This window comes from Paenibacillus endophyticus, from assembly GCF_014192395.1.
In the GTDB taxonomy this organism is placed as follows: domain Bacteria; phylum Bacillota; class Bacilli; order Paenibacillales; family Paenibacillaceae; genus Pristimantibacillus; species Pristimantibacillus endophyticus.
Genome location: NZ_JACHXW010000005.1, coordinates 54,999 through 68,120 on the forward strand (window position 1 = coordinate 54,999; position 13,122 = coordinate 68,120).

Consider the following 13,122-nt stretch of genomic DNA (forward strand, 5'->3'; position numbering starts at 1 on the left):
CAAGATCTCAGCTGTCACCGGAACCGATTCGATCAGCGCGGCCTCGGCTTCGTCCGGTTCGTTGGCACTGCCGCATATGGATCATCTGGCCAATAATGCTTCGGATAACGTCCTTTTAAATCCTTTTTCACATCGAAATAAGCATTTTCCCAAAAGCTTCCCAAATCACGCGTCACTTGCACTGGCCGCTGCGATGGTGACAAGAGATGGAGCGTCACAGCAAGTCTCCCTCTTGCCAGTCTTGGCGTTTCCTTCATGCCAAACAGCTCCTGTAGACGGACGGCAAGCACGGGTGACCCAGGATCACTGTAGTCAATCGGTATGCGTGAACCGCTCGGGACGACATAATGTGTCGGCACTTGCTCGTCCAGCTCTTGCTTCTGCTGCCAGCTAAGCTTGCTCTCAAGCAGCTGCTGCATAGGAAGCCTCTGAAGATCCGTTCGGCTTTTCATCCCGATAATATGAGGCTTCAACCATTCATCAACGGTTTCCAATAGCGCTTCATCTGTGCCATCAGGCCAATCCTTGCCCGCATGGGACATGAGCAGCATTCTAGCCTTTAACTGCTGTGCCGGCTTGCTCATTGGCAGGATCGCGAACCCGGCTTGCCGAACCGCGGCAAGGATGACCTCGGCCACTTTATCCTCATTCGGCTGCTGCAGAACGGATTCTTTGACGATAAGAGCACCAAGCCGAAGGCGTTTGCGAGCTCTTACTGCCTGGGCTGCAGTATCCCACTCAATAACCTCTTCATTCATAAGCTTGTCTTGCAAATAACGTTCCAGATCCGCTTGATGCAGTTCGGCAGCTATCCGAATGCGGCTTTCCCCGCCTGAATCGTCAAGCTCGCAAGCAGCCAGATAGGGAAAGAGTGACAAGGGCTGCTGCTGAGGAAGCGCCGCTCCCCTCCCATTCGCCAACAGATATCGGCCATCGCTGCGGCGCTGAGCAACCCGGTCCGGATAGGCAAACGCAAGAAGAATACCGATGGGGATAGTTTCGGCACTGCTAAACTTAGCAGTACGCTCAACATTCGAAGTAATGAGCCGCTCCCATTGTGCTGCTTGCAAAGCGATCCGTCGAACTGCCGCACTCGCAGGATGCTCTACGCTGCCCTCCCTATGCTTGGACAAATGATGCAGCAGATCCATGCGGAGCTGTAAATCAACATTACGCTCCTGACCCATCAGATCGCGCTCATTCAGCAGTGACGCCGCCTCGCAGGCTATGCGTACGGCACCGAATTCGGATGCCCGAATGATCATGGCGCCTAGCCGCGGGTGCAAGCCGAATTTTGCCATTTGGTGTCCGCTTGCCGTAGGCTTCACTTGTGAGTCAATTGCATTCAACTGCAGAAGCAGCGATGCAGCTTGCTCGTATGCAGCCGCAGGAGGCGCGGTAACCCATTCCAGTTCAGCTGGGTCTTGTACACCCCAAATGGAGAGCTCTAGTGCAAGCGAAGCTAGATCAGCTTCCAGCAGCTCGGGCTTATTATGCTCTGGCAAGTAGGGATGCTCCTGCTCCGACCATAGCCGATAGCAAGTCCCGGGAGCGAGCCGCCCTGCCCGGCCTCGCCGCTGGTCCGCGGAGGCAATTGAAACGGGCACCGTCTCCAATCGGCTCATGCCGGTGCGCGGAGAGAACCGCGGAATACGCATGAGGCCGCTGTCGACTACGATCTTAATGCCTTCGACCGTTAAGCTTGATTCCGCAATGGACGTCGCTAAAACGATTTTTCGCTCGCCAGCGGAACAAGGCGCGATTGCCGCATCCTGCTGCTCCAGCGGCAAGCTGCCATGAAGCTCCTCAACGCGAGTCGATAGCGGCAGACCAAGCTCCTTCAGCTTCCATGCGGTGCGTCTTATTTCGGCTGCGCCAGGCAGAAAGGCAAGCAAGTCACCATCATGGGAACGCAGCGCTTCAAGGATTAGGGAAGCCATTCGCGGTTCCAACGGCCCGCTCTGTTTGTGCGGAAGATAGCGCGTAATGACCGGAAATACCCGTCCTTCGCTGCGAATAATAGGTGCTTCGCCCAGCATCGCGGCAATTGGGGCAGCATCCAGCGTAGCGGACATCACGAGCAGCCGCAGATCCTCGCGCAAAAGCGTTTGCGACTGCAAGCAGAGCGCAAGCCCCAGATCGCCGTGCAAATGTCTTTCGTGAAACTCGTCGAATAGGACGGCTCCGACATGCTCGAGAGCAGGATCCTCTTGCAGCATCCGCGTTAATACCCCTTCTGTCACCACTTCAATGCGCGTGCGCGGACCTACGTTTGTATCCATCTTTACGCGGTAGCCAACCGTTTGCCCTACTTGTTCACCCAAGTTGCTGGCCATAAACTTGGCAGCTGATCTTGCTGCCAATCTTCGCGGCTCCAACATGATTATTTTTTTGCCGGACAACCACGGCTGATCCAGCAGCGCAAGCGGTACGCGCGTTGTCTTTCCCGCTCCTGGCTCCGCCACCAGTACCGCGTTCGTTCCGCTGCGAAGTGCCGCAAGAAGCTGCGGCAGTACCGAATCAATCGGCAATTGCATGGGATTCATCCTAAATGCTCCTTTGCCAATAGACTAACTACTTCACAATTCGAAGCATCTGTACAACGGGACGGTTGTCGCCTGGAAGGGCTGTTTCGCTGCTCAAAAGCTGAGAAGAGCCGTCTCCGTCAAGAAAAATGCCGTCTACAAGCTTTCCGCCGCCAAACGTCTGAACGATTGCTTCCCTAAAAACGGATAACGAGCTTTTCGTTTCGCTCACGATTAAATATAAGGTCCCGTTAGCATCGTACACTGCCGCCGAGCGCAAGCGGTCATCCTCTGGGAAAGGGGCGTTCTCTTTTGCAGCCTGCTGCATCCAGTTCGCATCGTCACCGAGACTCATGCTTATGCCTCCCTGTGCCCAAAACCGCGTATGATCCTTCAGCTTAAGCTCTGAGGCTTTGCTCGCAACCTGTACGCTGAGCTGATCGGAAGCCCCATCCCAGACGAGCGTTCCGCGAGCGTACTTCACGTTTTCGCTGCCCGTTCCGAAATTACCGATTTCTTTGTTGACTGGAATGCTGTTTACGACGCCGATGCTAAGCAATTGGTTGCCGTAGAAAAATCCTCCGTTTATGCCAACCTTGCCGGTAAGCGTTACATTATTGTTGATGGTTTCCAGCGTAACGTAAGCCGGCCGCGTCTGCAGGACATGCAGCTTTATGCCATTCTTCGAAGTTTCAGTCATATACGTATAATGCAGCGCTTGCTCAGACTTCAGTAAATTTGCCTCGTTTCGGTTTCCAAGCGCGATAATCATAAGATAGAGCATAAGAACCAATACGAGCACAATTCCAATCATGATACCCGCTATGGTTAACCTCTTTTTTCTGCTCATTCGAACAGGCTCTTTCATCTCCATAACAGACATATCTCCTAACTATCACCTATTTATTTAAACCAGCCTTTGCTGCGGAACCATGCATACATGCTGAGGCCAATCACAAGCATAACGATAATAACCGCAAAATACCCGCCGCTCCATTCGAGCTCTGGCATATTGCGGAAATTCATTCCGTAGATGCCGGCTAAAAACGTCAAAGGCATAAAGATGGTTGTAATAACCGTTAGCGTCTTCATTATCGCGTTCATTCGGTTCGAGTTATATGAAATGTAGTTATCTCGCAAATCTGCCGTCATTTCACGGCTTGAATCCATCATTTCAGAGAGCTTAAGCAAATGATCATAAATGTCATGGTAAAACGCTAAATATTGGTCCATGCCTTCAATGCGATCCGAATTGGTCAGCCTGTACAGCAAGTCGCGCATCGGAACGATCGTTTTGCGCAAACGAAGCAGCCTGGACCTTATGTTGAATATATCTGTCATCAGTGTCTGGCTTTGTCCGTCGTCATTTCCTATTTCCATATCCAGCAGCTGATCCTCGAGTTCATGGACTGCAGGGAAGTATTGATCGACAAGCTTGTCCATTACCAGGTAGGCGGCAAAAAGCTGTCCCTTCTCTCCCATTTTGCTGCTCGTTAGCAGCTTGCTTCGTGCTTCCTCGATTTCAGGCGACGGCTCATAATGAAACGTGACGATGAAATTTGGCCCTAAAAACAAATTGATTTCATTAACAGTCAGCGTTTTTCGCTCTACCTCATGCAGCACAAAAAAATGCACATCGTCATAATGGTCAATCTTTGGACGCTGCAGCAAATGATAGCAGTCCTCGATGGCCAGCGGATGGAAATGGAAATAAGAGTCGAGCAAGCGGCACTCGTTTTCTTTCGGGTTGTTGAAATCGACCCAATACCAATCAAGCTCCGTTGATTTCAGATCATCGATGGTCAGATCGGTTAACCATTCCTTTTGCTTTGTATAGCCGACAATGCGTATCAAAGGATACGTCCTCCATTCTGCTTCTCGCAGCATCTATAGCTAAGCCGAGTGCTCAACTCCACTATTTTACACGATAATAGAGCATCTGTAATCTCACGCTATTCCTCGTGCTGCGTCCGTGTCGCTTCAACGACTGTTCTGTACACGGATTCGCCAATATTGCATCCTATGGTCGTAGCCGCACCTGCATAAGCGTGAACGGCATTCCAATCGACCCGCTGGCTGACTCCGATTACAACTGCATCTGTTGTCGTTCCGGTAGCGATTTGACCTGAAGCATGCTCAATGATGCCGAGGTGCTGCATCGCAGCTGCCTTCGCTTCGGTTGCGGTAATAATGGCATTCACCATCGCGGATTCTGTCATTTGCCCATCAATGAGAAGCACCGTATTGATCGTTCCGGGGCTATAAGCCGAGAAGGTGTCACGCCGGATTCCTGCCCTAGCCGCGTTCCTCGTCCCGACCGTCGTGCAGCAGAGCAGGTTAAAGCGATCGCCTTCACTCTCCGTAATCGATGCATGCGTCAGCTTGGCAGCCGTAATCAAACCAACCGTGCTGGCTGGTTCGGATCCCCATAGGGCAAACTGATTCATCATATCGAGCACCGGATCAACACCGTTATAATCCAGCGGAACCTTCCAGTTTATAATACGGTTTGCAAACGAGAAGCCGCCTGGCAGAATGGCACTGCTTAGAGCATGCCAGCTCACACTGCTGCTTATTTCCATTCGATCCTCGAACAGTCTGATGTCTACACCGTTAAACAGCTTCGATACATAGCGAGACCCTTGCCGAAAAGGCTGTGCCATTGCGCATCCTCCTTTTAACGCACCTAAGCCAACTAGATCAGAATTCAGCTTTCACTTCGTTTATCCCTTTATGGCAAGTCAATCCCGGCACATATCCAGACTTCTTTCTGAGCGAATACATGTTGCACCGACCATTTAATTAATCTTATTAATTATATAATGACTTACGAATCGACAAGCATTTAGTTAGCCACGTTAATTATATAATCACCTACGTATCGACAAGCATTTACTTAACGCCATTAATAATTGTTCGTTTTGTGTGCGCAGCTTAATCGCAATCCGAATATAGGTATGATCTAGCCCTGGGAACCGCGACGCGTCGCGAATGAGTACGCCTTGCTTGCCCATCTCAAGCTGAAGCATGCTTGCGCTCAGGCCTGCATTCCTCGGAATTCGCACGAGCAAGTAATTGGCTGCACTCGGATTTACTTCAAAGCCTAGCGCCTGCAACGCCGAGGTAAGCCACGTTCGTTCATCTTGCAGCCATGACAGGGTACGCTCGGCATATTCGGTTTCATCAAGGACGGCTTCGCCGATTAGTTGGGCAAGGGAATTCACGCTCCAAGGAATTTGCAGCCGTTTTAATCCGCTTAATGTTCGTGGCATCCCGACGATATAGCCTAACCGAATGCCAGGGACGGAATAAAACTTCGTCATCGAACGGATAACAAACAGCCGTTCATTTCTTGTCGCTTCATGGATGAGGCTGTACTTGGCTTCATCAGGTACAAAATCCATAAACGCCTCATCCACGACGACATATGCGCCTCGGCTGAGAAGCGCGTGTATGAGCTCGGGATCAACCAATTGTCCAGTCGGATTGTTAGGCGAGCCAAGCATGAATAGCGAGCCCGCCGCAGCGGCTTCGCAAAGATGCTCGAAGTTCGAATGCAAGGTGAAATGGTTATGCTCCGACAGCTTGATTTCATAAATCGCGCCGCCAGTTTTTCGGATCGCGTCCCCATATTCATCGAAGCACGGAATGGCGAGCGTCGTTAATTTGGGCTGCAGCGCCCGTACGATGAGATCAATCAGCTCGGCAGCCCCATTCCCAACTACGATTGAATTCTCGTCGATATCATGCTTCTCTGCCAGCTTTCGACGCAGACCACGTACGGCAGGATCCGGATATTGACCAATCGTTTCCGTGTAATGATGCAGCACTTCCTTCACGCTTGGCGGTGGACCAAACGGATTCATATTCGAGCTGAAATCGACGAATTTCTGTGCGGGTATATCAAAAGCTTCCTCTGCGGTCCTTAAATCGCCACCATGACCGTATCTTTCCAACATATCAACTTCCAGCTCCTTTTTTTATTGCGCATGCAGCCAAATCACGACGACGAGCAGCAGCATAGCTTCAATCATTTCATTCATAGCGCCGTATGTATCACCTGTAAGTCCACCTAGCTTTCGATTCAGCCAAGCAGCCAAACCACCGCCTACACTCGTCGTGACAATTACAAATGCGAGCAGCCAAAGCAAAGATGCTTTCAACCCATGCCCGGCAAGCACTAGTATGACAGTGGAACTAATCGCCGCCAACAGCATTGCAGCAACAGCATGAACACCTTTAACCTCATTAAATAAAACAGCTATCCCTTCGCCTACCCGCGCAAAAGGCCACTGGGCTATGGCTGCGCTCATCCAAGCTCGGCTCCAGATCGGAAGGATCATCAGCATGCATCCATCAGAAGCAGATAGTCCATTGCTTAGAAGTTCGGCGAGCAGCGACGCTTTTAGCATGAGCAGCAGCACCGCAGCCAGCACGCCCATTGCGCCTACCCTGCTGTCTTTCATGATTTCAAGCATACGGTCACGGGATCGATGGCTGAGAACACCATCAGCAGTGTCCATCAATCCGTCAAGATGCAACCCGCCGCTAAGCGCTGTCCAAAGTCCAACCATGAGAACAGCGCTTGGCCATGCAGGCACAAACAGCGAGAACAGCCACGCGAAGCCATACAGGCATGCTCCGAGCAGCATGCCTGCTACTGGAAAATAAACCACGCTGCGCGACAATACAGGACCATGAAACGCGACGTTGACCGGGACCGGGAATCGTGTTAGAAATTGAAGAGCCGCAGCAAGCGCTTGCGCTTGCAGTTTCAACTCACGAAGAAACATCCAATAATCACCCCCGCGAACAGCAGATAGCTAACTAAGTATAGCAACTTCACACTAAGCAAGATGTCTTGTGCATCAAGCTCACGCAAAGGCCAGCCCATTCTAGCACGCTCGCTTGGCACACCTAGATAGTGATTCAAGCCGCCTAGCTCAATGCCTAGCGCTCCTGCAACAGCCGACTCCGGAATGCCGCTATTCGGGCTTGGGTGCAGATGCGCGAATGCCCGAATGGAGCGAAATGCGTCCCGTGCGCTCATTCTATGATCCAATCGTGCAGAGATCGTAAGCATTACGCCTGTTATGCGAGCCGGAATATAGTTGAAAACATCGTCTGTACGGGCTGAAAACCAACCAAAATATTCGTACTTTTCGTTGCGGTAGCCCACCATGGAGTCCAGCGTATTCACGGCACGGTACAACATGGCGAGCGGAGCCCCGCCAATCATAGCGAATAGGAATGGGGATACGAGCGCGTCGACCGTATTCTCAGCTACGGTCTCCACTGCTGCCCGCGCGGCTTCACGCTCATTCAGGTGTTCCGTGTCCCGGCCAACGATATAGCCGACAAATTTACGGGCATCGCGCAGTCTGCCTTCTGCTAACGGCCGAAAGACCTGCATAGCAGCTTCCTTGAGTCCTTTGACCGCAATCGTTGTTGAAATAAACCATGCGCTTACTGCATAACCCAGCCAGTGATGTACAGCATCCGCGGCCCATACCAACCCCCCTATCGCCGCATAGCTAACGCCTAGAGTCGTTAATGTCAAAACGGCACCTAGACCTCTTAAGACAGCAGCATTTCCCTTCCAACGCTTCTGATACAGCATTCGTTCCAGCCACCGGATAAGGCGCCCAATCCATATCACGGGATGTGTTGGCCATTTCGGGTCACCTACGATCCAATCGATGACCAAAGCAGCTGCTGCAAGCAAAAAAAGCTCCTTTATCGAATAGAGGATCATAGCTGCTCCCAGCTAAAAGCGATAGCTTTCAATTCAATCGGTATGCCCGCAGTGACCAGAAAAGCACGCTCGCAGATTGCGGCAACCTGCTGGTTCAGCCTGCCCGCTTCGTCACGAAAAATCCGGCCGAGCGGGTAGGCCGGAACGATACCATCGCCCACCTCGTTCGATACGATGATCAATGGAAAAGGGCAGCTTTGAATGCTCTTAAGCAGCTTCGCAATTTCGATGCCCAAGCTTGATTGCTTTGTTTCATTATCGTCCAACCGAATCAACCAGTTTGTCAACCATAGCGTCAAGCAATCAAGCAGGATGACAGGCAAGTCCATCCCCTGCGCTTCAGAGGCTGACTGCTCGCCAACGATTTGTTCTAACCGTTCAGCGACATCATAAGGCTCCTCAATCGTAGTCCATTGAAATCCAGAGTCCCTACGATTCAATTTGTGCTTGGAGATGCGCTGCTCCAGCTCCTCATCAAACGGCTGACAGGTTGCTATGTATATGCCTTTTGTTGCGACCTTCATTGCGTATTGCTCCGCAAAGCTGCTTTTGCCGCTGCGTGCTCCGCCTGTGATGAATACTGCCAACTTCCCCTCACCTAGCCCTTGGTAACGCCTGCGCTCTCGAATGTAGCCATCTCCTGCATCAGCAGCAGCGCAGCGTCAATAAAATGAAATGCCAGCACGGCGCCTGTTCCTTCGCCTAGCCTCATATCCAGTTGAATCATTGGTGTCAAGCCAATCGCATCAAGCAGCTTTGCATGTCCCTGCTCTTGCGATTGATGGGAAGCGATCATATACGGCAAAGTCTTTTCGGTAATTCGTGATGCGACAAGAGCAGCCGCAGACGAGATGTATCCGTCAATAACAACCGGGCAGCCGCTTGCCGCAGCCCCAATGATCACGCCAACAAGGCCAGCGATTTCAGCGCCGCCTACTTTTGCCAATACGTCAATGGGATCAGCTCCAGCTGCATGCAGCCCATTGACTTCAATCGCCCGCTTAACAACCTCGACCTTCTTCATCCAGCCTGCTTCATTTATTCCAGTCCCTCGGCCCACCGACTCCTCAGGCGGCAACCCGGTCAGCACGGTCGTTAAAGCCGCGCTTGCCGTCGTATTGCCAATTCCCATCTCGCCTGTCGCAAACAACCTGCTGCCGCGGTTTATTTGCTCATTGACGATTTCGATGCCCACCAATATGGCGTCAAGCGCATCTCCCCTGCTCATGGCGGCTTGTTTTGCCATATTCGCTGTTCCGCGTACAATCTTTCTGCTTACGAGCCGTTCATGCTCGATATGTCCAATGACGCCTATATCTACACATACAACCTCTGCCCCTGCTTGTCTAGCAAGCACATTGACAGCCGCTCCGCCGTTCAAGAAATTAACTACCATCTGAGGGGTTACAGCCTGCGGAAACGCGCTGATCCCTTCTTCGCAGACGCCATGGTCTCCCGCCATAATGATAACGGCCTTTCTGGACAAATCCGGCCATAGCTTACCTGAAATCCCGGCAAGCTGTGCCGCGACCGCTTCTAGCTTGCCGAGGCTTCCCGGCGGTTTAGTTAAGGAATCAGAATGCTTTAACGCAAGCTTTGCGGCTTCATCATCGAATGGATGAATAGCTTGAATAACGTCTAATAGATGATTATATGCTTGGGTTTCCATTTCATCGGCCCCTTCCAGTAAATGTGATCATCATCCTTTGAAGTTAGGCTGCAGCATCATTTGCGGCACGCCTGTGATCGGATGCGATATGACAGTCGTCTTAGTCTCATATACCTGCTCAATAAGCGACGTAGTAAGCACCTGCTGCGGCGTACCGGCAGCTTCAATTTTCCCTTGATGCAATACCACAAGCTCATCGCAGTATAATGCGGCGAGATTCAAATCATGAAGCACCGCGATGACGGTCAGCCCGCTCTTTCGCTGCCATGCTCTTACGGTATCCATAAGCTGTGACTGAAAGCCAATATCCAGATAGGTGGTCGGCTCGTCCAGCAATAATATCGCCGGACCTTGCGCCATGAGCTTGGCCAGTGCCACTCTCTGGCGTTCCCCGCCGCTCAGCTGATCCATTGTGCGCAGTTCCAGCTCCTTCAAGCCCATTGCGACAAGGGATTCTTCGACCAGCTTCACCGAGTCCTCATCTTCGCTTCCGAGCCAGTTCTGGTATGGATAACGTCCCATGCTGACGACTTCCCGCACCGTAAAGCCAACTGGCGGAAGCCCGTTTTGCTGCAGAACTGCCATCTGTTTTGCAATCATTTTACGGGGATATGACGTCAGCGGCCGACCACTTAGAAGCACTTCTCCCTGCTTTGGCCGATCAACGCCGGACAGCAAATGCAGCAACGTTGATTTACCGACGCCATTCGGTCCAATGATGCCATACATACGGTCTTTTTGAAACGTAAAGGATACACCTTTCAACACTTGTCGACCGTTCACATCCTGGATCACTTCGCGAACCTCGATCATAAAGCGCCACCTTGTCCTTTCTTTCGCCGATGCAGCAAATAGGCAAAAAATGGCGCACCGATTAAAGCGGTTACTACACCTAACGGTATCTCCTTCGGCGTCAACGCTATACGCGCTACCGTGTCTGCCCATAACACGAATATACCGCCTCCGATAGCCGACAGCGGGGTAATTAACCGATAATCAGGTCCAACGAGCAGCCGGATCAAATGCGGCACAACAAGGCCAACGAAACCAATGACGCCAGACACGGATACGGCAGCCGCGGTAAGCAGCGTAGAGCCGATCAAGACGATCAGCTTCGTTTGCTCCACATGAATGCCTAGATGGGCAGCATGCCTCTCACCTAATACAAATAAATTGAGCGGACGCCCGTAGGCAAGCAATAAGGGCAATCCAATCAGTAGAAAAGGAATAAGCATATAAACATGATCCCAGCCCCGCATGGCTAGAGACCCCATTAACCAGAACAAGATTTGGTTGACGATGCCGTCTGACATCGAAACCATAAAGGAGACAAATGCACCTAGGAAAGATTGCAGAATGACGCCGGAAAGTATGAGTGTTTCCATATGTATAACGCCTTTATGATTGGCAAGCCAAAACACGCCAAGCAGCGTAGCCATTCCTGTTGCGAATGCAACAATCGGGATAGTCCACATTCCCATCGCCGCCTGCAAACCAAATAAAATAATAAATGCCGCTCCCACCGAGCTGCCTGATGCAACGCCAAGCGTATATGGATCAGCCAAAGGATTGCGGAGTACACCTTGAAAGCCTGTTCCCGCCAGCGCCAGACATGCGCCTACCAGAACAGCGAGCAGCACGCGGGATAATCTGACTTGCGTTACGATTGCGATTTCGCCCGCCGAATAAGAGCCTGCTTCCTTCGAGAACAACGGCAGCTGATGAAGCAATATGCCCCACACATCCCGTACCGAAATGCCCGACGAGCCAATCGTTAAACTCACCACGATAGAAACAGCAAGAAGGAGCATGGCTGCTCCTCCGTACCAAACCAATTTATAGGTCATCGCTTTATTTCACGAGATCCGGATGAATGACTTTAGCGAGTTCCAGCAAGCCGTCCGCTAAACGCGGTCCAACGCGCACAAGCGGATTCTCCGTCACTGCATGCAGCTGTTTGTTTTTCACTGCGGCAATGACATCCCAGCCTGGGCGGCTTTCGATGCCAGTGACGATCGGATTCGGATCCTCCTTCAAATCAGGGTATATAATCAGCTCTGGGTCCTGAGCAACGACTTCCTCTGCACTGACCTCGAACCAGCCTTGCGATGCAGCAGAAATATTAATGCCGCCGGCCAGATTTAAAAGCTCATCAAGAAAAGTGCCGGAGCCGACTGTCCAGCCTGGTGAAAACTCCATGTACACTTTTTTTCGCTCCGCGTTTTTCACCGCATCCGTTACTTGCTGCCTCACCTGCCGCATATGATCTGCAATTTCAGCCGCATCGGCAGGTTTATTCATAATATGACCTAAAATTTCTAATTTGGCAATAACGGCATCATAGGTAAGCGGGTCTGATGCGTACACGGGTATTTTAAGCTCTCTCAGCTTTGCGATTGCATCTGTGTTCAATGTGGACGAAGCCAAAACTAGATCCGGATTCAATGCGACTACAGCCTCAATATTGGTGGTCATATCCCCAACCCTTGGCTTTGCCGCCGCTTCCTCAGGGTAATCGCTCCATTGATCGACGCCTACTACTTGCTCTCCAGCACCGATCGCATAGATCGTTTCTGTTTCACTAGGCACGAGCGTCACAACCTTAGTTGGCTGCTGCTCAAAAGTAATCTCAGTCCCTGTATCGTCTTTTATCGTATAGGGATATACCGTTGCCTGTGTGGCTGCATCTTTGGTTTCTTCCGGCTTATTGGCAGCCGAATTCGCAAGGTTTGTTTCTGGAGGTTGCTGGTTTTCTGCTTCTTTGTTTACTCCACATGCACTTGTGACAACAAGCATCGCCGCAAGCAACAAGCCAAACAGTGTCTTCATTAAGTTACGGTTATTTCTTACCATGGTTTCTGCACCTCTTTTTAAGTTTGTCAAAACAAAAAAAGCATCACCGGCAATTGTGCCAGAAATGCTCCCATACGCTCTTCCATGACTTGCAAAGCGACAAGCTTCCCGAGCACCCTCCCTATTTCCACGTAGGTTTAAGCGCATGTAAGGACTGGCAGATTTTCTGACTCGGTCGTAACGAAGCCTTAAGCGTCGCTATCCAACCTTACAGTGGCGGGTCCGTGCCGGAATTGCACCGGTCTTCCCTTTTAAGCTTCAAAGAGCAATGCAAGATGTTGATACCTTGCAAGACGATCTCCTATCCGCACCTGTCCGTT

12 protein-coding genes and 1 riboswitch are annotated in these 13,122 nt (G+C 51.2%); all 12 genes read right to left on the reverse strand.

Annotation, left to right across the window (positions count from 1 at the left end; genetic code table 11):
* Positions 1 to 32: 32 nt before the first annotated feature.
* Positions 33 to 2,546 (reverse strand): ATP-dependent helicase HrpB, encoded by a 2,514-nt coding sequence (gene hrpB, locus FHS16_RS09935; protein ID WP_183561522.1) that lies wholly within the window; start codon positions 2,544 to 2,546, stop codon positions 33 to 35.
* 28 nt (positions 2,547 to 2,574) lie between these two features.
* Complete coding sequence (locus FHS16_RS09940) at positions 2,575 to 3,399, reverse strand: hypothetical protein (protein WP_183561524.1); 825 nt, start codon at positions 3,397 to 3,399, stop codon at positions 2,575 to 2,577.
* A gap of 29 nt (positions 3,400 to 3,428) precedes the next feature.
* Complete coding sequence (corA, locus tag FHS16_RS09945; RefSeq protein ID WP_183561526.1) at positions 3,429 to 4,379, reverse strand: magnesium/cobalt transporter CorA; 951 nt, start codon at positions 4,377 to 4,379, stop codon at positions 3,429 to 3,431.
* Between the two features lie 98 nt (positions 4,380 to 4,477).
* Positions 4,478 to 5,188, reverse strand: coding sequence for an adenosylcobinamide amidohydrolase (locus FHS16_RS09950; protein ID WP_183561528.1), 711 nt, complete (start codon positions 5,186 to 5,188; stop codon positions 4,478 to 4,480).
* 207 nt (positions 5,189 to 5,395) lie between these two features.
* The gene (gene cobD / locus FHS16_RS09955; protein WP_183561530.1) at positions 5,396 to 6,484 is read right to left on the reverse strand and encodes a threonine-phosphate decarboxylase CobD; all 1,089 of its coding nucleotides are present in this window, start codon (positions 6,482 to 6,484) and stop codon (positions 5,396 to 5,398) included.
* Positions 6,485 to 6,505: 21 nt separating this feature from the next.
* Positions 6,506 to 7,318 (reverse strand): adenosylcobinamide-GDP ribazoletransferase, encoded by an 813-nt coding sequence (cobS, locus tag FHS16_RS09960; RefSeq protein WP_183561532.1) that lies wholly within the window; start codon positions 7,316 to 7,318, stop codon positions 6,506 to 6,508.
* Entirely contained in the window at positions 7,300 to 8,280 is a 981-nt protein-coding gene (gene cbiB, locus FHS16_RS09965; RefSeq protein WP_183561534.1) for an adenosylcobinamide-phosphate synthase CbiB, read from the reverse strand. Before cbiB ends, cobS begins: the two co-directional genes overlap by 19 nt.
* Entirely contained in the window at positions 8,277 to 8,867 is a 591-nt protein-coding gene (gene cobU, locus FHS16_RS09970; RefSeq protein ID WP_183561537.1) for a bifunctional adenosylcobinamide kinase/adenosylcobinamide-phosphate guanylyltransferase, read from the reverse strand. The genes cbiB and cobU overlap by 4 nt, the downstream gene beginning before the upstream one ends.
* An 11-nt stretch (positions 8,868 to 8,878) precedes the next feature.
* Positions 8,879 to 9,949: a nicotinate-nucleotide--dimethylbenzimidazole phosphoribosyltransferase gene (gene cobT / locus FHS16_RS09975; protein WP_183561539.1), complete on the reverse strand. Its 1,071-nt coding sequence runs from the start codon at positions 9,947 to 9,949 to the stop codon at positions 8,879 to 8,881.
* Between the two features lie 30 nt (positions 9,950 to 9,979).
* Positions 9,980 to 10,762, reverse strand: coding sequence for a heme ABC transporter ATP-binding protein (locus FHS16_RS09980; RefSeq protein WP_183561541.1), 783 nt, complete (start codon positions 10,760 to 10,762; stop codon positions 9,980 to 9,982).
* Positions 10,759 to 11,796, reverse strand: a complete 1,038-nt coding sequence (locus FHS16_RS09985; protein ID WP_183561543.1) for a FecCD family ABC transporter permease — start codon at positions 11,794 to 11,796, stop codon at positions 10,759 to 10,761. Before FHS16_RS09985 ends, FHS16_RS09980 begins: the two co-directional genes overlap by 4 nt.
* Positions 11,797 to 11,800: 4 nt before the next feature.
* Complete coding sequence (locus FHS16_RS09990; protein ID WP_183561546.1) at positions 11,801 to 12,802, reverse strand: ABC transporter substrate-binding protein; 1,002 nt, start codon at positions 12,800 to 12,802, stop codon at positions 11,801 to 11,803.
* A gap of 139 nt (positions 12,803 to 12,941) precedes the next feature.
* A riboswitch (cobalamin riboswitch) is annotated at positions 12,942 to 13,083 on the reverse strand.
* Positions 13,084 to 13,122 lie beyond the last annotated feature (39 nt).

What these genes read in the sequence shown, in the direction of transcription:
- hrpB (WP_183561522.1), bottom strand. Translation starts at nt 2,546, where the DNA reads ATGAATCCCATGCAATTGCCGATTGATTCGGTACTGCCGCAGCTTCTT.
- FHS16_RS09940 (WP_183561524.1), bottom strand. Translation starts at nt 3,399, where the DNA reads ATGGAGATGAAAGAGCCTGTTCGAATGAGCAGAAAAAAGAGGTTAACC.
- FHS16_RS09950 (WP_183561528.1), bottom strand. Translation starts at nt 5,188, where the DNA reads ATGGCACAGCCTTTTCGGCAAGGGTCTCGCTATGTATCGAAGCTGTTT.
- cobD (WP_183561530.1), bottom strand. Translation starts at nt 6,484, where the DNA reads ATGTTGGAAAGATACGGTCATGGTGGCGATTTAAGGACCGCAGAGGAA.
- cobS (WP_183561532.1), bottom strand. Translation starts at nt 7,318, where the DNA reads ATGTTTCTTCGTGAGTTGAAACTGCAAGCGCAAGCGCTTGCTGCGGCT.
- cbiB (WP_183561534.1), bottom strand. Translation starts at nt 8,280, where the DNA reads ATGATCCTCTATTCGATAAAGGAGCTTTTTTTGCTTGCAGCAGCTGCT.
- cobT (WP_183561539.1), bottom strand. Translation starts at nt 9,949, where the DNA reads ATGGAAACCCAAGCATATAATCATCTATTAGACGTTATTCAAGCTATT.
- FHS16_RS09980 (WP_183561541.1), bottom strand. Translation starts at nt 10,762, where the DNA reads ATGATCGAGGTTCGCGAAGTGATCCAGGATGTGAACGGTCGACAAGTG.
- FHS16_RS09985 (WP_183561543.1), bottom strand. Translation starts at nt 11,796, where the DNA reads ATGACCTATAAATTGGTTTGGTACGGAGGAGCAGCCATGCTCCTTCTT.
- FHS16_RS09990 (WP_183561546.1), bottom strand. Translation starts at nt 12,802, where the DNA reads ATGGTAAGAAATAACCGTAACTTAATGAAGACACTGTTTGGCTTGTTG.